This window comes from Megasphaera stantonii (genome assembly GCF_003367905.1).
Taxonomy (GTDB): domain Bacteria; phylum Bacillota; class Negativicutes; order Veillonellales; family Megasphaeraceae; genus Megasphaera; species Megasphaera stantonii.
This window is the reverse complement of record NZ_CP029462.1, coordinates 1285531-1304833: the sequence shown is the minus strand read 5'-3', so window position 1 is coordinate 1304833 and position 19303 is coordinate 1285531. Positions and strand designations below refer to the sequence as shown.

Below are 19303 nucleotides of genomic sequence, written 5' to 3'. Positions count from 1 at the left end.
GAACAGGAAACGGGGATAGGGCAGATAGGCGGGCAGCTTCGTGTCTGCCGTGATATAATCAGCGATAGTATCACCTCCCTGTGTTCGGGTTGATTTTGGCGGTTTGTACGCATTTAGAACGCCGTTTCCGGAGGAAAAGGATAAATGTATCGCACACCCTTTGACACCCACGAAAAAAGCCTTGATTTATGCGGGTTTGAAAGGCTCTAAAGCGTGACATTTATGCCTTTGTTTCCGTTTTCGCTCGGCGGCTTTGATTTTCTTCATGCGTCCGGCGCAGTCGGGGCAGTATTTTCCCCGGTTGGATTTGGGGACAAAGGCCGCGCCGCAGACGGCGCACCGTTTCCGGCTCCCCCGGTACAAGAGGGCTGCGGCCAGTTCCCCGTCAAGGGGCAGGACAGCCACACGGAACCACCGGCACATGAGGGAAAGGGAAATGCTCTGGACGCACACGCAAGGCTCCCCGTCATCTAACAGCAGACAGTTCCCTCCATCGTAGTTACAGCACTCATGCACCAGCCGCCGCGCCCGCCGGTGCTGTCGGTAGTCCATGCGGGGCAGCTTATCGTTCATGGCTCTGCTCCTTTCTGCGGCGGGGTTCCTCCCGGCGCAAAATCTGGTCGATGTTCCGCTTGACGGTCTGCAACTCCGCATACCGCTGTTTCTGTTCGTGGTAGGTGTTATACAGGCCGGATTTCTTGGAAACAAGCTGCTCGATCTCGTCCCGCAACGCTTTCCGGGCGGGCAGCTTGGTAATACCATGCGCCTTGAAATACCGGGCGGCTGCGTCGGCTATGATAAAGTCGCTCTCATGCGCCTGCCGGTATGCGGCGCGGGCTTTCTCGGATTTCTGCGCTTTCAGCCCGTCGCGGGCGGGCTTGGTCTTGGCGTAGGCAAGCACCTGCCGCTGCAACTCCTTTTTCCCTTGTAGCTTCGTTTCCAGTGCTTTCAGTTCGCCGCTGGTCTGGCGCATTTCCTGATAGGCAGTATCAACGGCGGCTTCTAACTGCTCCGGGGAAGTAAAGCCGTATTCCTGATACACATTCAGCGTCGCGGCCATCTGTTTGAGGTTGTGCATGGTCGCCCAGCGTTCATAGCCCCGGCCTTTGCCCTCGGCTTTCTTCTGCTCAATGTCCACAAGCCGCTGCACATTCGGGGCGGTTCGGGCGGCTCTGTCTGCCCGCAGTTGGTCTTTGATAGAGGGCGGCGTACTGGATATAGCTGCGGCCTTTTCTGCGGTTCTGGCGGCGTTCTGTTCCAAAACGGCAAGGACAGCGGCGCGTTCAAAATCGTCGCCCAGCTTGCGGGCGGTAATGGGCTTTGTCCTGTCTGGCGTGAGGTAACTAAGCCGCCCCCGGCTCTCCTTGACGGCCACGCCCTCCCGCAGCAGCAGAGAGGAAAAGTCCTCGAATGAGGCCGCCGCAGACAGCGCGGCGCGTATGGTCTGCCGCAGCTTCTCCTTGTTCGTTTCAAACTTGGTCTGCCGGGGCGTGATACCGCCTGCAATCATGGGGGCGTTCTGCTTATCCAGCGCGGCCTGTCCCTTTTTCTGCGCCCAATACTCTCGGTCTGTGACGCGGTTCTTGCTGCCGTTCAAGAGGTCGATTTGATAAAGCCCCTCCCGGTGGCACATCTCCATGACTTCGGACTTGAAGTAGCGCAAGGCCGCGTCGGTACAGCGGTGCTTGCACCCGGCTTTCGTGTCGGCTGGCCTGTCCATGTAGGGCAGGAACGGCACTTCCTCAATCCGCAGGCTGTTAATGACGATATGCACATGGATATTGCCGCTGTGGTTATGCCCGTCCGGGTGAGTGCATACAAGGGCTTGGTGGCCGGGGAAATGTTCGGCGCAAAACTTCTCGCCCAATGCCTGCGCCCGGTCTACGGTCAAGCCGTTGTCCGGCCCGTCCCGTGGGTCAAAGCTGATGATATAGTGGTGGCTTTTCACATCTTCCCGCCGCTGGTTTTTCTCATAGCGGAGATTTGCCCGCATACACGCAACGGCAAAATCCTCCCCGCCGCAGTTCAGCGTGGACAGCCGGTAGTCCTCGCGGGGGATAAGCCTGCCGGTTTCATCAAGGACGGGCTTCATGGTAAACTCGTCATGCTCAAACAGCAGATACTGTTCGGCGGCTCCGTAGTCGGCGTTTTTAGAGTTGATATGCTTGAGTGTTGCCAACCGCGTCACCTACTTTCTGTAAGACTTCATACTTGAGGGCGGCAAGGTCGGCTATGGCGGCGCGTACCTCGCCGGACAGCGCGTTGTAGGGTGCGCCGTACTCGTTCAGACACCGGGCTATCTGGTTAAGGTTGCCGCCGATTTTGCCGTACTCGGCTGTGAGTTTCCCGACAGCGGAAAGCAGCTCGTCATTGACCGCTGATACATGGATAACGGGGCGTATGGCGGTGCGCCGTATCGCCTGCCGGAGAAATTCGGACTGGCTGATACCATAGGGCGCAAGCCGCGCTGTGAAGTCGGCGTATTCATCTTCGGACAGCCGGGTTTTCACAACGCGGCTGCGGTGGGGTGTGTTGTATCGCTTCGGCATAGGCTGAAAACCTCCTCTCACTATTCCTATTGCTGAATTTTTTCGGATTTTGGGCGGAGAATTTTTCCCCTCACTCCTCCTATTGGGCAACTTTTTTCTACTTTGGGCGGAGAAATCTCTCTACCCCTTTCATTGCTGAACTTTTCGGGAAATAACAAAAATTTTTTTGCGTTTGGGGTAAAAAACTCTCTACTTCTCCCATTGGGCAACTTTTTGGAAAATAACAAAAACTGTTTTCAGTTTTTTCGCCCGCAAGGGCGCAAAGCAGGGTTTGGGGAAGGCACTCCCCAACAAGTTTCCCGCGAGGGGCAAAACCGCAGAATTGCGGATTTTGGCACCGTGGTAGAAACTTGCTCTCCGTGACTGCAAACTTTCTCTCACTTCCGTCCGCCACTTTTTTGGAAAACTGCAACCACAAAAGTTTGTTTCTCTTTTTCTGCTACTACTAATCCTGTAAAGGGCATTCCTGCCCGCTTTCGCTAAAATGACACCGGACGCAGTGGTTTCTACCCGGTGTTGGAGAAATCCTTTCTCTTTGCCCTCTACTACGGGTAAATGCTCCAAATGCCAAACACCAGGGCAGAAAAATTCCCTCCTCGCTTACTACTACAACCGGCAGGGGGCAAAATGGCCGGGAGCGGAGCCGGACAACAAAAAAAGCAGTAAATCTTTTTCAAGACTTACTGCTTTCGCTGGCCGCGTCGGTGGCGGCTGGTATTCAGTTTTTATGACTTGTCCGGTGGTTCGTCAAGCCGGAACTTGAATTGACAGTCAATTAACCGCTGCTTTACATAGTCCTCCACCTCGGCGTTGACCTGCCCGTTCACTTTTGAGAAATAGCGGATATATCCGGCGTAGTGGAGCAGGACAGCGTTCACGGCTTCTGGGTCGCCCTCACGGGCTTTGAGGATTGTTTCATAGGGGAGAAGTCTACTCATACCGGCTCACCCCCATTTCTTCGCGTAGCCGCTGCAAGGCAAGCTGGATATGCCGCCCCGCTGTGCTGCGTGACCGGCCAATACACGCGCCGATCACGCGCTGCGGCTGGCGCAGAAAGTAATAGCGCAGGATTTCTTCCCGCGTCTGCTCCGGCAAAACAGAGATCGCGTCGGCAAGGGCGGCGTTGCAGAGCAGGACGGTCTGACCGCAGACGGTAAATGGGTATTCCTCGTCCGGCTCCGACGCGGCAAACTGGACAAACTTCTCGTTCATCAGATAGTCAAGGGAAACTTGCCGTTCCCATTGCCGTTTAAGCTTCAAAATCTTGTCCAAGGCGGCACAGCGGATAACAGTCTTGCAAAAGGCGTTGTACCTGCGCTGGATATATTCTTGATAGGCTATCTGGTCGGTCATGGAAATTCCCCTTTCTGAATAATAGTGCGGGGCGGTGGCACTTCTTGCTGTCGCCCCTTGATTGCCTACCAGCAAAGGCGGGCGGGGCTGTCAACGGCTGCGCATATGCGCCGTTCATCTTGACCGTTGACTGGCTCGGCTGGGTTTGCTATTTACCCGACAAACTTGAATTTATTTTAAGCTATCACGTTTTACCTTCTTAAGCCTTACTATCATTACCATAGGAATTTCTTTGTTGGTTTTAAAACATTCTTCATAAAATCCATCAATGACAAATCCAGCTCTAAAACAAAGGTTAAAATATCTTGTATGGAACGATGATAATAAATCTGCTCTTTCGGTTGCCCTTCAATCGCTATATCATAGTAACTGTGCGGTGTCATATATTTTTCAGTCAACGTGACAAAACAAGGGTGTTGCGTTGCAAAGACAAAAATTCCGCTTTCCTGCAACAGTTCATAAACAGCCATAAGAAGTGGTTCAATATCCGTAATATCCATAATTGCCATATTAGAAACTGCTTTCGTAAAGGCTCGATTTCTTTTTAATTCTAATATACTTTTTCTATCGGTCGCATCCGCCACACAAAATTCAATTTGTTTTGCATATTGTGATTGCCGTCTTTTAGCCAATTCTATCATTTTTTTGCTGTAATCAAAAGCGACAACCGAAGCGCCTCTTTGTGCAAGATACGAAGAATAATTTCCATTGCCACACGCAATATCCAAAATGTAATCCGCAGGATTAGGAGATAGAAGTTCCGTTACTTTGGGACGCACTACCTCTCTGTGAAATTCATTAGATTCGTCACCCATTGCATTATCCCAAAATTGTGCGTTCTCCTCCCAGATTTTTTTACTTTCCTCTGTTCCCATGTTCTCTCCCACTCCCCAAATTTGCTTTTTTGCTTCCATTAAATCTTCCTTACTATATTCCATTGTTACCCTCCATAACTTCTGATTGTTGCCGTCTTGACGATTATGTATCTTTACATTACCTTCTGAAACATATGGCGCACCTTGTCCAGGCGGCTGTTTGGACGGCGGGGCTGGATGACCGGCTGACCGACAGCGGCCTGATATCCTTTCAGCTCTGTAAGGCATACGCTCCGCCCGTTGGTGTAAAAGGCCAGATCAGTACGGTATGCCTGTATACAGCGGGCGGGAATCTCGCCAGTAAAGACAACTTCATCCTTTTTTACCTGGGCCGTTTCGATGGTGGCACAGTATTTCGGTGCATCATGATAAGCCCTGGAAAGGTATTCCTGGGGCGCATAGAGGATGAAGGAGAGATAAGGTTCCAGCAGCTGCGTCCCCGATTCCTTCAATGCCTGTTCCAATACAATCGGGGCCAATGAGCGGAAGTCCGCCGGCGTGCTGACCGGACTGTAATAAAGCCCGTATTCAAAGCAAATCTTACAGTCCGTTACGTTCCAGCCGAACAAGCCCTGCTCCAGCCCGTAACGGATACCATCCCTGACAGCGTTTTGAAAACTCTGGTTCAAGTATCCCAGCGAAACCCGGCTCTCGTATTGTACACCGGAGCCAAGCGAGAGTGGTGTAACAGACAGTCCTATGGATGCCCAAAACGGGTTGGGCGGCACCTCGATATGGATGGTGTGGCTGGCTGCTTTGAGCGGCCGCTCCATATAAATGACGGAGGGTTCCTTTACCACTGTTTCAAGCTTGTATTTTTCCGACAGCAAAGCGGAAACAACCTCCAACTGCACCCGGCCCAAAAAAGAAAGAATGATCTCATGGGTGATGGAATCCACTTCGCAACGCAAAAGCGGGTCAGTATCCGCAAGTTGCGTAAGAGCGTCCAGCAGCCGTTCTCTTTGCGCTGCCGTTTTCGGCGCAATCGTCGTCCGCAGCATGGGGAGGGGGTCCTCGCGCCACCTTTTACGAGGGAGCCGGGTTTGGTCCCCTAATACATCGTTTAACCTCACGCTGTCGCTGGGAAGGATAACAATTTCACCCTGATAAGCGGTGTCTGTCCGAACAATTTCCCCTTTGGATGGAATACGCATCTCTGTGATTTTCAGCTTTTCTCTCCCGGCCAGGGCCACCGTATCCCGCAGGCGCAGCGTTCCGCTGTATAACCGTAGATAGACACGCCGCTGGCCGCAATCGGTGTACTCAACCTTGAAAACGCTGCCGCATAGGGCGGCGCCCCCCTGTTCCCCAATCGGTTGGAACAGCCCTGTCACCGCATCCATCAACGGTTGAATGCCAAGGCCATTTTTGGCGCTGCCATGATAGACTGGGAACAGGGAGGCGTCTTGAACCCGCTGCTGTTCCTCCCGCGCAAGTTTTTCCCGGCTGATTGGTTCTCCTGCGATATACTTTTCCAATAATTCATCGTTATTTTCGATGACCGCATCCCATGCTTCTATGTCGGTATTTTCCTCCAGGACTATTTCCGGGGACAGCGACACCGTCTGCTTGATGATAATATCGGCGGAGAGCTTATCCCGAACAGACTGAACCACGCTCTGCAAATCAACGCCAGCCTGGTCGATCTTGTTGATAAAGATAACGGTGGGAATGTTCATTTTCCGCAGGGCATGGAACAGAATACGGGTCTGGGCCTGCACGCCATCTTTAGCGGAGATCACCAAGATGGCCCCATCTAAAACAGCCAAAGAGCGGTACACCTCCGCCAAAAAATCCATGTGGCCGGGCGTATCCACAATGTTAACTTTACATCTGTGCCACTGGAAGGAAGTGACTGCCGCTTGAATGGTAATCCCACGCTGCCGCTCCAAAAACATGGTGTCCGTCCTCGTTGTCCCTTTTTCGACGCTCCCCGGTTCTGAAATGGCTCCGCTGGCATATAGCAGGCTCTCCGTCAAGGTCGTCTTTCCAGCGTCTACATGGGCAAGAATTCCAATATTGATTATTTTCATGTGATTGTCCTCCCTTTACAGCCCCAAAGGGCATAAAAATCCCCAGCAGTAAAATACTTTTACCACTGGGATTATAAGTTGCGGACATACACATATACAGCATACACCTGTTTGTGATTGCTGTTTTTGGGGATATGTCAAAATTGATAAGGCAAAAGTATTCTTAAATTGGGTACAAAAAACTAAGCCCCTACAAAAGGAGCTATCATAATCCTTTGTTCCCACTATTTGATTATAGTTTTATTTAAGAATACCTTGCCGCATATTTTTTACTCCTTTTCTGGATTAAATCATTGTATCACATCAGTTTTAGGAAAGCAAGTACCTAAAAGAAATTTTTCTTCCCCTTATATGTAACAATCATACCGGCTTCCTAGCGTTCAGAATGTTTTCTGCTGTCTGCTGTGGTGTTTGGTTGGAATTGTCCAACCAAAAGCCGATCCGTGGTGTTGTCTGCATTTTACTAAATACAAATTCAATGTATACAGAAAGATATAAGGAGTGGGAGGGATTCCGCCGTAGTTGGCATTGTAGGAAAATCCAAAAGTTTAGATTTTCCCACAATGCTTATCTTTTGGTCTTTGGTTCGGAATAGTGTAGTGCTGGCGGTCTATCTCTTGTTTTCGGTTGCTTGCTTCCTTACCGTACATGAGCATTAACAGCTGGTTTGCTGACAATGGTTATGGACTCGGCTCCGGGAACTCCGCAGCTGCAAAATATTATTCCGACGGTATACTTGGGAACGACTATTTACGCTGCTCCTACACTGGGTACTATTTGCGGCATTATGACGCTGGCCTTGTGTTATATCTACATTAATTGGCGGAAAAAAGTTGCTGAAAAACATGGCGAAGGCTATGGAAATCATACGCTGAATGAAGCGACTATCGACCCGGATCAGCCGACGCCGCCATGGTATTTTTCGATTCTGCCTCTGATTACGGTACTGGCTGTAAGTTTCTATCTCTCCTTTATTTACAAATGGGATCCTTCCATGATCGAGCCCTTCCAAAAGATGGGATTGCCTTTGGCGACAAAAGCGATTAGCAGCGTTATCTCGATTTGGGCGCTGATTATCGGGCTTATCGTCTCCATCTTGCTGGCTATTGGCTTAGGCTATCGGTTTATGCCTAAGAATATCAGTATTAAATCGGCTTTAAATGCCGGTGCGATCGGTTCGTTGCTGGCTGTTATGAACACAGCGTCGGAAGTCGGTTACGGAAGTGTTATTTCTTCGCTGCCCGGTTTTACGGAAATAGCCAATTCGTTGTATAGCGTTGGAGAAGGCATGCCTCTGCTGAACGCAGCGATTATGGTTAACGTATTAGCGGCTATTACTGGTTCGGCGACTGGCGGCTTGGGGATTGCCTTGGAAATTTTCAGCGCTCATTGGCTGGAAGCGACGCAGGCAGCTGGAATTCCGCCTGAAGTATTGCACCGCGTTGCGTCTATGGCTGCAGGCGGCATGGATACGCTGCCTCATAATGGGGCCATTATTACGACCTTAGCTATTTGCGGGTTGACTCATAAAGAATCGTATAAAGATATTTTTGGTGTTACACTATTGAAATTTGCCATGGCATTCTTTGCTGTATTCCTGTATATGGTCACTGGTATTGTTTGATATTATGCCCCAAGCCTGAACTGTAACTATTCAGGCTTGGGGTTTTTTGTGCAAGTTGATTGTTTTTGTGTACAATATGCGTTGCATTTTGGTATACTGTATACAAACATTGTTCGTTAGTAGTTGTTGTAAGGTAAAGGTGATGAGCGTGATGAAAAAAGAAAGTTATTCTTTGGTGTTAAAGGAGTTGCTTAATTTTTCACAGATTAAATATGCAGCCCTATCTCATGCCATTGGCTATGATTTGTCATATGTTAGTAAATGGACGACAGGGATTCGCCTGCCAGCAGCTAAAAATGTAGATCGAATTAATCAAGAGATTGCCCGGTTTCTTTCAGAAATTATCATTAAGCAAAATAACTTAGAAGCTTTTGCTGAACATTTTTTAGGCAGAGAATCAATTGAACAAGAAAATGTAGCCTTTGAAATTTATCAGAGCCTTAGTTGTGCGTACCGCAGTTCTTTAGAGTGTAAAAAAGGGGTTAGCATCTCTAATATTACTGATGATAAAATTGTTTTGGGAAAAGCGGAATGCTTTGCTTTTTTGCAAAAAATAATCAAAGAAAAGTTAGAAGAAAGTACTGTACCGCCAACTATCATCATTACAGGAGAATTCTTCAATTTGGCTAAAAATCACTTTTGGCAGATTTTTTATGACATTAAATTAAATCATTGGCCTTGCGATATACATGTATTTTTAGACCTTTCTGAATTGGAAAAGGGTGCGATTGGCGCGGCTGAAATATTGTTTCAATGTTTGAACGATTTGCTGAATTATGATTTTACTATATATGAAAAGAAATCTAATGCTTATAATAATATAATTGCAATCAATAATGAATTTGTTATTTTTTATAGTGTGAACGCAGCTGGTGAAATTGAAATTTGTACATCAAGTGCTGATTTAAAGCAAGCTCATTCAGTATATACAAAATGCAAGCAATTTATGGCGAGTCAGCCCGTTATTTTGGAGCCGAAGCAGACATTGGGAATGACGCGGTTTGGATTTCGCGATCAATTCTACGCTTCACAAAAATTTTTCTTTTTTTGCGTGAACGGCTTTGAATTTCTCCTTCCTGACGAGGTATTCAATTCGATGATTGAGAAGGCAAAAGTCGGCAATTTGGGAATGGCCGACGTGGAATGGGTTCAAAGAGTTCAAAATCTTTTCAAGAATCTCTTGGAAAAAGTACCGCTGCGATTTATGCTGCCTACTAATTCGATTGTTAGATATTTGGAAACGGGAAATATTAATTTAACCGATTTTCCCTATCAAATGACAATTGAGGAACGAAAGCTTCATATTAAACATGTATTGAAGTTGATTCAATCCAATCCTAATATTACGTTCGGCGTATTACTGCCTACAACGGAGAAATATAGCGGCACTAATTTTATAAATTTGTCGTTTAACACGAGTTATTCTACAGGATTTTTAAAGAAGAACATCCAGCTGATTCATCCGGACACCTTGCCGATATATTTTATCAAAAATACGATGCTGTTAAATTCATTCCAGGCATATTTTGATAATCTGACAAAGTCAAAGCATTATAAAGAATATACTGCGAAAGAACTAGAAGAGCTATATAAAAAATACTATTTTTTAATTGAGTTTTTATTTAAGGAATAGTATGTTGATAATATGATATGGCACTCATAAGGTATATTGACAAGAATGGTATATGATGTAAAATGAACGTAATAAGATGATATATAGCTAATGTGTTATGAAGTGAGTAATTAAAATCGTATCTCTTTCACTATGGGGATACGATTTTTATCTATTTGCAAAAATAGACAGGCAGTCAGGAGCGAAGCGTCGGCTGTCCCGTTTACATGAGAAGTGAAAGGAGAGGACGGAGTATGCTCAGACAGCGGGAAAAGAAAGGGCTTGCGGTCATTTGCCTTCTTGTCAATTTCACCATTTCTGTTCATGCTGCCGAATCCAGCGACTGGCGGCAGACTGCCTATTCTATTGCGGCCGGGCAGATTGGGGCCGTCAACGCTTACCGCATAGAGGACGACTTGATATGGCGGCGCATTGACGACAGCCGGTTTGCGGCATTTAAAGGCATGCAGCTGCCGACGGATGCCTCGGACTGGTCGGTAAAGTTTTTCTACCGCAGCGACGTATTTCCCCGCTATGGCAGCGCCTCGCTGTCCCAGGATTACAGCTCCATGCAGCTGGGCTACGAAGCGGGGCGCGTGTGGAATTGGCGCGGCGGCACGATGCGGCAGGGGCTGTTTTACTTGTCGGGGTCTTCGAACGCGTATTTGAGCAGCTATGACTCCGGCGATATATCGTACGGCGGCGCGTCGTCGGCCATGAAGAAATACGGCGCGGCTTGGTACACGTCGTGGGAGGGCGCGGACTCCCACCGCATAGAAGGCGTGTTTCGAGTGACGAGCCTGCGGAATCACTTGTCTTATACGGACGAGGCCGGCCAGAGCCGGTCGGAATCGTATCGGACGTGGATGCCGGCGCTGGGCCTGCGCTGGTACCAGACGAAGTTTGCCGCAGACAGCTTCTTTTGGGAGCCCCAGGTCGGCGTGTCCTTCGGCTATATGAATCTGCCGTCCGTAGGGACGACAGCGGTGTACACGCCGAAGAATCAGACGCTGCTTACGGGAAAGGCCGGACTCATGGCTGGAAAAACCTATCGCATTCGCGGCAATGAGGGGCTGGCCTACGGCCGGTTCGAAGTGCAGCGCGATTTTACCGGCCCCCTGTACGGAGAAGGGAAGAATGTGCAGAGCGGCGATTCGGCTTCCGTGTCGCTGGGGTCGGGGCCGTCATCTTGGTACAATATGACTGTCGGCACGTCTTTCACCATGGGCCAGGGCAATACGATTTGGGGCGAGCTGACGCGGCGCTTCGGCCCTGATATGAAACAGACGTGGAGCGTAACCGGAGGTCTGGTCCTGCGCTGGGGCGGCGCAAAAAAGGAAGACCGGGAAGAGTTCAAAAAGCTCAAAGAGGACGAACGTTCCTTAAAACACGATAAGGACGCAAATAAAGAAGCAAAAAAATAACATCCCGCAGGCGCGTCGGCTATAACTGCCGGACAGGCTTACGGGATGTTTTTCGTTATGGGTGATATTGCCGCATGGCGATTTTTTGCTGACGGCGGGCGAAGATGCTCATGATGAGCACGATGACGCCGGCCAGGACGAAGACGAATTTGATGCCGACGAAGGTCGCAATGACCCCGCCGAGAAGGGGCCCGGCCATAGAACCGATCTGCTGAGCTGAAAAGAGGAGGCCGAAGACGCGGCCTTTCATGTGGGCCGTCGTGTTTTCCGCTAAAATCGCGTTGATGGACGGATAAATGCCGGAGAAGAACAGGCCGATGGCAAACTGCGTTGCGGCGAAGTAATAGAGGTCGTCGGGCACGGCTTGCAGGAAGAATACGAGGCTCGTGGCGAACAAGGCGTAGGTCAGCGACGTGTGGAAGCCGTGGTGCTGGCCGAACCGGCCCCACAAGGGCGATGAAACGGCGCTGGCAAAGCCGCCCAAGGAGAAGACGAGGCCGGAAATGAAGATCAGGTTGTCCAGGTGGCCGGCCAATTCCGTTACGTACGTCGTCAGGACGGGCTGGATGATGAGGATGACCATCTGCACGAAGACGGCGAAGATCAGCATGTTGCGGATGAGGGGATGATGCCACAGGCTGCCCTCTTCTGCCGGCGCGGCGGCCTTCGTCGTTTCTGCCGGAGCGTCCGTATCAGGCGGTTCCTTGATGAAGAATACGAGGATGAGAAAGTTTAGGAATAAAGCGCCTGCGGCGAGGAAAAAGGACATGCGCATGCCGAAGATTTCCGCCAGCAGCCCGCCGAACAGGGGGCCGATGACCCCGCCGGCCGTCAGGGCGCCCTGCATGACGCCCAGGCAGATGCCCAGCTTTTTAGGCGGCGCGTACGTCGTCATAATAGCCAGCTCCATAGGCCACAGGCCTGCGGCAAAGCCCTGGAACATGCGCATGAACGTCAGCTGCAGCGGCGAGGTGACGATGCCGCCGAGAAAATAGCTGATCGCCAGCAGCAGGCTGGAACGGATCGCCATGAGCCGCTTGCCCTTCTTATCGGCCAGGCGTCCCCAAATCGGAGCCATGATCGCGCTGACGGCAAAGGTCGACGAAAAGACGACGCCAGACCAGATATTGACCGAAGACGCGTCTACGCCCAGCTCCCGCGTCAAATACATGGGCAGAAAAGGAATGAGCATCGTGTAGCTGGAAGACATGAACACGACGTTGCAGGTTAATATGGCTAAACAGACTTTCCAATTCATGATCGATTCGCCTCTTTTATATGGAACATTCTATATATTTCTTTATATACTTATAATAATCTATTTGAGTACGTTCATTATACTGCAACTTTTTGGAAAATGATAGACCCGTCTTATGGTCTTGCTGAATTCATGCCGGACTTATATAATAAAGACACCGCATGGCGACGGGCGGGCATGGCGCCGCCTTTTTCCTGCGGAAGGACAAGATTTGAAAAGAAGGAACGCTGCATGATTATATATCTCCTGAAGCGCATAGCCGGCGCTGCCGTCGTGCTGTGGGCTATTATTACGATTACCTTCGGGCTGATGCACGCCATACCGGGAGGCCCCTTTACGCAGGAAAAGAAGCTGCCGCCGGCCGTCATGGAAAACATCGAGGCCCGATACCATCTGAACGACCCGCTCTGGAAACAGTATGCCGATTACGTCGGCCGGGCCGCCGTGTTGGATTTGGGCCCGTCTTATAAATATCCTGGCCGCACGGTGAACGACATCATCGCCGAAACCTTTCCCGTATCGGCCGCCTTGGGGTGCATCAGCCTGTGCCTGGCCGTCGGCGTCGGCGTGGCGGCCGGTCTGGCCGCAGCCTGGCACAAGAACCGCTGGCTCGATTACGCCCTGATGCTTGGGGCGACCTTCGGCGTATCTGTTCCCAGCTTTATCATCGCGGCGCTGCTGGTGCAGCTGTTCGCCTTTACCTGGCCCGTGCTGCCGGCGGCGATGTGGAAGGGGCCGTCCTACGTCATCCTGCCGGCGTTGGCTCTGGCAGCCCACCCGACGGCCTTCGTCATGCGCTTGACCCGTTCCAGCGTGCTCGACGCGCTGGGACAGGACTATATACGCACGGCCCGCTCCCGCGGCGCAGGCAAATACTCCCTCCTGTGCCGCCACGCCCTGCGCAACGCCCTGCTTCCGGTCGTCAGCTACATCGGCCCCTTGGCGGCGGCCTTGCTGACGGGCAGCTTTATCGTCGAGTCCATGTTCGCCATTCCCGGTCTGGGGCGGCATTTTGTTACCAGCATATATAACCGCGATTATACGGTCATATTGGGGATTACGATTTTTTACAGCTTTCTTATCATGCTGATGAATTTATTGGTAGATCTGGTGTATCCGCTGCTGGACCCGCGGATTGCCTTGAAATCGCGTAAGGGGGAATGACCATGGACGCTCGTGAATTTGAGCCCATCGGGCCGGAAGCGCGCCTGGAGCCCTATGTTCCGCCGCAGAAGCTGCGCGAGCGGGGCTGGCGGCAGATGAAAAAAAATCGGCTGGCCCTCTGGGGCATGGCGATCGTCGCCGTCATGACTGTATTGGCCGTCGTCGGGCCGTGGCTGTCGCCGTATACGTATGACGCGCAGAATTTCACCATGGCCAATGCCTGGCCGTCGCGGGAGCACTGGTTCGGTACCGATGCGCTGGGACGGGATTTGTTCGTCCGCGTCCTGTACGGCGCGCGCATTTCCTTGTCCATCGGTTTGGTTGCCAGCCTGATCAACGTATGCATCGGCGTCTTGTACGGCGGCGTCGCCGGCCTTGTCGGCGGCCGGACGGAACGGATCATGATGCATATTGTCGACGTCTTGTATTCGATTCCTATGCTGTTGTACGTCATCCTGCTCATGGTAGTATTTCGTCCGGGCCTGCTCAATATTTACCTGGCCCTGGGCATATCGTACTGGCTCAACATGGCCCGCATCGTCCGCGGCCAGATACTGAGCTTAAAGCAGCAGGATTACGTGCTGGCCGCGCGGTCCTGCGGCGCGTCGACGTGGCAGATTCTGCGCCGCCACATGATTCCCAACTGCGTTGGCCCGATCATCGTCACGTTGACCTTATCCATTCCTGACGCTATTTTTACGGAGGCTTTTCTGAGCTTTATCGGCCTGGGCGTATCAGCGCCCATGGCCAGCTGGGGCGTACTGGCCTCGGAAGGCATCAACAGCATGCGTTCCTTCCCGTTCCAGCTGTTCTTTCCGGCGGCTGCCCTGAGCCTGACCATGCTGGGATTCATGTTTCTCGGCGACGGCCTGCGCGACGCCTTAGACCCGCAAAACCAGAAGGAGGGTAGCCGATGAAGCCGTTATTAGAAATCGATGGGCTGTCCGTGTCGTTCCGCACGTACCGCGGCATCCTCGAAGGGCTGCATGAGGTGTCATGGCAGGTATACCCCGGCGAGACCGTGGGCATTGTCGGCGAATCGGGCTGCGGCAAATCCATTACGGCCCAGTCGGCGATGAAGCTGCTGCCGGAAGAAACGGCGATGTATACGAACGGCCATATTTACTGGGACGGCCGGGATATACTGCCCTTGCGCGAGGGGGATATGAACGCATTGCGGGGCCGGCAGATGGCTATGGTATTCCAGGACCCTATGACCTCGCTGAATCCGGTGCTGACGATAGGCAGCCAGATTTGCGAAGGCCTGGACCCGGCGAAATTCAAGAGCCGGAAGGAACGGGATGAACGGGCCCTGGCGCTGCTGCGGGCCGTCGGGATTACAAATCCGGAAAAGCGGTTGGGCCAATATCCCCATGAGCTGTCCGGCGGCATGCGCCAGCGCTGCCTCATCGCCATGGCCTTGGCCGGCGAGCCGCGGCTGCTCTTCGCCGACGAGCCGACGACAGCTCTCGACGTGACGACGGAAGCGCAGGTATTGGCGCTGATTCAGGAGCTGCAGAAGCAGCTGGACATGGCCGTCGTCCTTATTTCCCACAACCTCGGCGTCATCGCCCAGATGTGCCGGCGCGTATACGTCATGTACGCCGGCTGTGTCGTAGAAGAAGGGGCTGTAGAAGATATTTTTTATCGGCCTGCCCATCCGTATACGCAGGGGCTGCTGGCGTCGCTGCCGGACCCGTCGCGGCCGGATAAGGAGCTGACGGGCATCGACGGACAGGCTCCCGATTTGTTCCATATGCCGGCAGGCTGCCGCTTTTATCGCCGCTGTCCGCAGGCCATGCGCATCTGTACGCATAGCCTGCCGCCGCCGTACGAGCTGGGCGGCGGCCATCGCGCGGCATGCTGGCTTCTGTGCCCGGAAAGGAGGAAGGCCTGTGAATCTGATTGAGGCTGTTCATATTACGAAGCAATTCGTCGCAGGCCGGGACTGGCTGGGACGGCCGAATAAGGTAGTGACGGCTGTGCGCGACGTATCGCTGGCTATACGGCCGGGCGAGACCGTCGGCTTAGTCGGCGAATCGGGCTGCGGCAAATCGACCTTTGCCCGCACCGTACTGGGACTGTATGAAAAGACGGGCGGACAGGTATTATATAAGGGACGGGATACGGCAGAGGCCGATGCGGCCAAAGCGTACCGGCGCTGCGTCCAGATGATTTTTCAGGACCCCTATTCGTCCTTGGACCCCCGTATGACCGTCGGCGATATTATCAGTGAACCCCTGCGGAACTACGGCCTTTGCCCTACGGCGTCGGAACGGCGGAAGACCGTAGAGGCTCTCTTGGAGATGGTCGACTTGCGGGCCGAAGCGGCCCAGCGCTATCCCCATGAATTCAGCGGCGGCCAGCGGCAGCGCGTCGGCATCGCCCGCGCCCTGGCCTTGAAGCCGGAATGCGTGTTCTGCGATGAGCCCATTTCGGCCCTCGACGTATCCGTGCAGGTGCAGATCGTCAATATGCTGAAGCGGCTGCAGCAGGAGCTGGGATTGGCGTATTTGTTTATTTCCCATGATTTGGCTATGGTGCATCATGTCAGCCGCCGTATCGGCGTCATGTATTTGGGACGCCTCGTCGAGCTGGGACCGGGCGGCGACGTGTTTCACCGGCCCCTTCATCCTTATACGAAGCTGCTGATTTCCGCCGTGCCGCGTCCCGACCCGGGATACAAGCGGCGCGTCGTCGTCGAAGGGGAAATTCCCGGGCCCTTCGACGTGCCGTCAGGCTGCGTATTTCATCCGCGCTGTCCCTATGCGTCGGACCGGTGCCGCCGGGAAGAGCCCCTGTGGCGAAAGGTGCGGCCGGAGCGGTACGTCGCCTGCCACGCCGTGGCAGAGGAGGGCCTATGATGAAACGGATATTGGCGGCTATCGGCCTGGGGCTGCTGTTGGTGGCCTGCTGGGGCTGCGGGGCTGCGCCCCGTCCCGATACGGTAAGCTATGTGCTGGAAGCCGAGCCGTCGCGCCTGGACCCGGCGATGACGACGGCCCTGCCGGAAAGCAACGTGGAGCTGCAGATTTTCGAGGGGCTGACCCGCTTAGATGACCATGACGTGCCGCAGCCGGCCCTGGCCGCTTCGTGGCAGATTTCGCCGGACGGCAAGGTATATACGTTTTATCTGCGCGACGGCATCTGCTGGAGCGACGGCACGCCGATTACGGCCCAGGATATTGAATACTCGTGGAAGCGGGTGCTGAATCCGGACGTCGCTTCGGAAAACGCCTACATGCTGTTCTGCATTGATAAGGCCGAAGCGTATTTTAACCGGCAGGCCCGAGCTGACGAAGTGGGCGTCACTGCCTTGGATGATAAGACCCTGCAGGTGCGGCTGACGAACCCGACGGCCTACTTTCTCAATTTGACGGCCTTCCACTGCTATTACCCCGTGCCGAAGCACGTCGTCGAAGCCCGGCCTGATACGTGGGCGGCTGACGCAGAGACGATGGTGTGCAGCGGGCCTTATAAGATTACGGCTTGGAATCATTCCAGCCAAATTGATATGGTGAAAAACGACGCCTATTGGGATGCCGGCGCCGTCGTTTTGGACCGTCTTGAATTTCCCATCAGCGACTCTCAGGCGACGCGCCTCACGCTGGTAGAAAGCGGACAGGCCAATATGACCGTCGAGCCGCCGCCGTCGGAACAGGAACGATTAGAGGCGCTGGGGCTGTATAAGATTGCGCCGTACCTTGGCTCGTATTACTATGTATTCAACGTGCAGAAGCCGCCCTTTGACGACGTGAACGTCCGCCGGGCCTTTGCGGCGGCCGTGCGGCGGGAAGAGCTGGTGCGCTATGTCGTGCGGGCTCAGAAGGAAGCGGCCTACGCCTGGGTGCCGCCGGGAATTGTCGATGAAAAGACGGGCCGCGATTTTCGTGAAGAAGGCGGCGATTTAGCTGTCGAAGACGAGGCGGCTGCCCGAGCATATCTGAAAGCTGCCGGATATGACGAAGACCATCCGCTGCCGGAGGTGACGATTTTATTCAATACGAATGAAATGCACAAGGCCATCGCAGAAGCGATGCAGTCCATGTGGAAGGACGCGCTGGGAGCCGATGTCTTTTTGGCGAATCAGGAATCAAAGGTGTTCCTGGCGACGCGCAGCCAAGGCGATTACCAAATTGCCCGGGCGTCGTGGATTGCCGACTACGTCGACCCGATGACGTTTTTAGACGTGTTTGCAGATAGGGATAACGACGCCCGCTATCATAATGTTATATATAATAATCTGGTACAGGCGGCTAAGGAGACCAACGACCCGGCGCTGCGCCGGCAGTATATGCACGAAGCCGAACAAATTTTGTTCGACGACTGCGTCATCATCCCGATTTACTATACGACGCAGCCCTACGTCGTGCAGCCCTATGTCAAGGGCTATCATTGGTCGCCCTTGGGCGTCGTCGATTTTAAACGGGCCTACTTAGAAGATCAGAAAGGATGAACTGCATGTATACTTTTCCGAAACCGCTGCGGCCAGGCGATACGATTGTCATCGTAGCGCCGTCGGCTGCCCTGGCGGACGACGATTTGCAGGAAGGCGTCGATTTCATACGATCCTTAGGCTATGACGTCAAGCTGGGACGGTCTGTCGGCGCGCATTGGGGCTACTTGGCCGGCACGGATGAGCTGCGGGCGCAGGATATTCACGAAGCCTTCGGCGACGACGGCGTGTCCGCCGTGCTCTGCCTGCGCGGCGGATATGGGGCGGCCCGGCTGCTGCCGCTTCTGGATTATGATTTCATTGCGGCCCATCCTAAATTATTTATGGGGTTCAGCGACATTACGGCCCTGCACACGGCGTTTCAGCAGCGCTGCCGCATGGCGACTGTCCACTGCGCCATGGCCATGTCCTTGGGCCATACGGCGTCGGACTATACGCGGGAGCAGTTTGCCCAGGGGCTGCAGTCGCCCTTTTCGGCGCGATCCCTTTCCCTTCCCGAAGGAACTATGCTGGAGCCTATCGTACCGGGCTGCGTTTCCGGTCCCTTGTGCGGCGGCAACATGATGCTCCTGTCGGTCCTGACGGGGACGCCGTATGAGCTGGACGGCACGGCTGCCGTCGTGCTGCTGGAAGAAATCGGCGAAGACGCCTATGCCCTGGACCGGATGCTGTGCCAGTTTGAGCAGTCAGGATTGTCCGAGCGGGCAGCGGCCTTTGTCTTCGGCGATTTTGCCCACTGTGAGCCGACGCAGAAGAGCGAGTATGAGTTCACCGTAAAGGAAGTCGTATTCCAATACGCCCAGCGCTGGGGAAAGCCGTCCCTTTGGGGCTTTCCTGCCGGTCATGGCCGGCATAACGCCTGGCTTCCCTTCGGTGCGACTGCCTGGCTGCGCAGTACGGCGGACGGAGCGGAGCTGGCCATTACTGCGCCGACATTCTGAAGCAGAAAGGGAGA

Annotated in this window: 17 protein-coding genes; 9 read left to right on the top strand and 8 right to left on the bottom strand. The window is 53.1% G+C overall.

What is annotated here, in order from left to right; translation table 11 throughout:
* Positions 1–186: 186 nt before the first annotated feature.
* The 7 genes from DKB62_RS06120 to tet(W) all read right to left on the bottom strand — a co-directional run bounded on the left by DKB62_RS06120 (position 187) and on the right by tet(W) (position 6810).
* Entirely contained in the window at positions 187–573 is a 387-nt protein-coding gene (locus DKB62_RS06120; RefSeq protein ID WP_079699043.1) for a cysteine-rich VLP domain-containing protein, read from the bottom strand.
* Positions 563–2188, bottom strand: coding sequence for a relaxase/mobilization nuclease domain-containing protein (locus tag DKB62_RS06115; protein WP_465270643.1), 1626 nt, complete (start codon positions 2186–2188; stop codon positions 563–565). The genes DKB62_RS06120 and DKB62_RS06115 overlap by 11 nt, the downstream gene beginning before the upstream one ends.
* Positions 2151–2549 carry a plasmid mobilization protein gene (locus DKB62_RS06110; protein WP_066522956.1) on the bottom strand — a complete coding sequence of 133 codons (399 nt, stop codon included), beginning with the start codon at positions 2547–2549 and terminating at the stop codon, positions 2151–2153. Before DKB62_RS06110 ends, DKB62_RS06115 begins: the two co-directional genes overlap by 38 nt.
* Positions 2550–3274: 725 nt before the next feature.
* A complete protein-coding gene (locus tag DKB62_RS06095) occupies positions 3275–3487 on the bottom strand; it encodes a helix-turn-helix domain-containing protein (protein ID WP_002586615.1) in 213 nt (70 codons plus the stop codon).
* Positions 3480–3902 (bottom strand): sigma-70 RNA polymerase sigma factor region 4 domain-containing protein, encoded by a 423-nt coding sequence (locus tag DKB62_RS06090; protein ID WP_002586616.1) that lies wholly within the window; start codon positions 3900–3902, stop codon positions 3480–3482. The genes DKB62_RS06095 and DKB62_RS06090 overlap by 8 nt, the downstream gene beginning before the upstream one ends.
* A 215-nt stretch (positions 3903–4117) precedes the next feature.
* Entirely contained in the window at positions 4118–4840 is a 723-nt protein-coding gene (locus DKB62_RS06080) for a class I SAM-dependent methyltransferase (protein WP_476738580.1), read from the bottom strand.
* Between the two features lie 50 nt (positions 4841–4890).
* Entirely contained in the window at positions 4891–6810 is a 1920-nt protein-coding gene (gene tet(W), locus DKB62_RS06075; protein ID WP_002586627.1) for a tetracycline resistance ribosomal protection protein Tet(W), read from the bottom strand.
* Between the two features lie 667 nt (positions 6811–7477).
* Here tet(W) and DKB62_RS12800 point away from each other — a divergent pair.
* The 3 genes from DKB62_RS12800 (at position 7478) to DKB62_RS06055 (ending at position 11470) form a co-directional block, all read left to right on the top strand.
* The gene (locus DKB62_RS12800; RefSeq protein WP_157949752.1) at positions 7478–8434 is read left to right on the top strand and encodes a GntP family permease; all 957 of its coding nucleotides are present in this window, start codon (positions 7478–7480) and stop codon (positions 8432–8434) included.
* A 151-nt stretch (positions 8435–8585) separates the two neighbouring features.
* Positions 8586–10067, top strand: a complete 1482-nt coding sequence (locus DKB62_RS06060) for a helix-turn-helix domain-containing protein (RefSeq protein ID WP_107196784.1) — start codon at positions 8586–8588, stop codon at positions 10065–10067.
* Between the two features lie 233 nt (positions 10068–10300).
* Positions 10301–11470 carry an autotransporter domain-containing protein gene (locus tag DKB62_RS06055; protein ID WP_107196785.1) on the top strand — a complete coding sequence of 390 codons (1170 nt, stop codon included), beginning with the start codon at positions 10301–10303 and terminating at the stop codon, positions 11468–11470.
* 55 nt (positions 11471–11525) lie between these two features.
* Here the strand turns inward: DKB62_RS06055 and DKB62_RS06050 are convergent, their stop codons facing one another.
* Positions 11526–12728, bottom strand: coding sequence for an MFS transporter (locus tag DKB62_RS06050; RefSeq protein ID WP_107196786.1), 1203 nt, complete (start codon positions 12726–12728; stop codon positions 11526–11528).
* A gap of 231 nt (positions 12729–12959) precedes the next feature.
* Here DKB62_RS06050 and DKB62_RS06045 point away from each other — a divergent pair, with 231 nt between their 5' ends.
* From DKB62_RS06045 to DKB62_RS06020, 6 genes are read left to right on the top strand one after another with little or no spacing between them, the layout of a single operon-like run.
* Positions 12960–13892 carry an ABC transporter permease gene (locus DKB62_RS06045; RefSeq protein WP_107196787.1) on the top strand — a complete coding sequence of 311 codons (933 nt, stop codon included), beginning with the start codon at positions 12960–12962 and terminating at the stop codon, positions 13890–13892.
* A 2-nt stretch (positions 13893–13894) separates the two neighbouring features.
* Complete coding sequence (locus DKB62_RS06040; RefSeq protein WP_198643559.1) at positions 13895–14809, top strand: ABC transporter permease; 915 nt, start codon at positions 13895–13897, stop codon at positions 14807–14809.
* Complete coding sequence (locus DKB62_RS06035; RefSeq protein ID WP_107196789.1) at positions 14806–15801, top strand: ABC transporter ATP-binding protein; 996 nt, start codon at positions 14806–14808, stop codon at positions 15799–15801. Before DKB62_RS06040 ends, DKB62_RS06035 begins: the two co-directional genes overlap by 4 nt.
* Positions 15788–16756, top strand: a complete 969-nt coding sequence (locus DKB62_RS06030) for an ABC transporter ATP-binding protein (RefSeq protein ID WP_107196790.1) — start codon at positions 15788–15790, stop codon at positions 16754–16756. The genes DKB62_RS06035 and DKB62_RS06030 overlap by 14 nt, the downstream gene beginning before the upstream one ends.
* Positions 16756–18348, top strand: coding sequence for a peptide ABC transporter substrate-binding protein (locus tag DKB62_RS06025; protein WP_107196791.1), 1593 nt, complete (start codon positions 16756–16758; stop codon positions 18346–18348). The genes DKB62_RS06030 and DKB62_RS06025 overlap by 1 nt, the downstream gene beginning before the upstream one ends.
* Positions 18349–18353: 5 nt before the next feature.
* A complete protein-coding gene (locus DKB62_RS06020) occupies positions 18354–19289 on the top strand; it encodes a S66 peptidase family protein (protein WP_107196794.1) in 936 nt (311 codons plus the stop codon).
* Positions 19290–19303 lie beyond the last annotated feature (14 nt).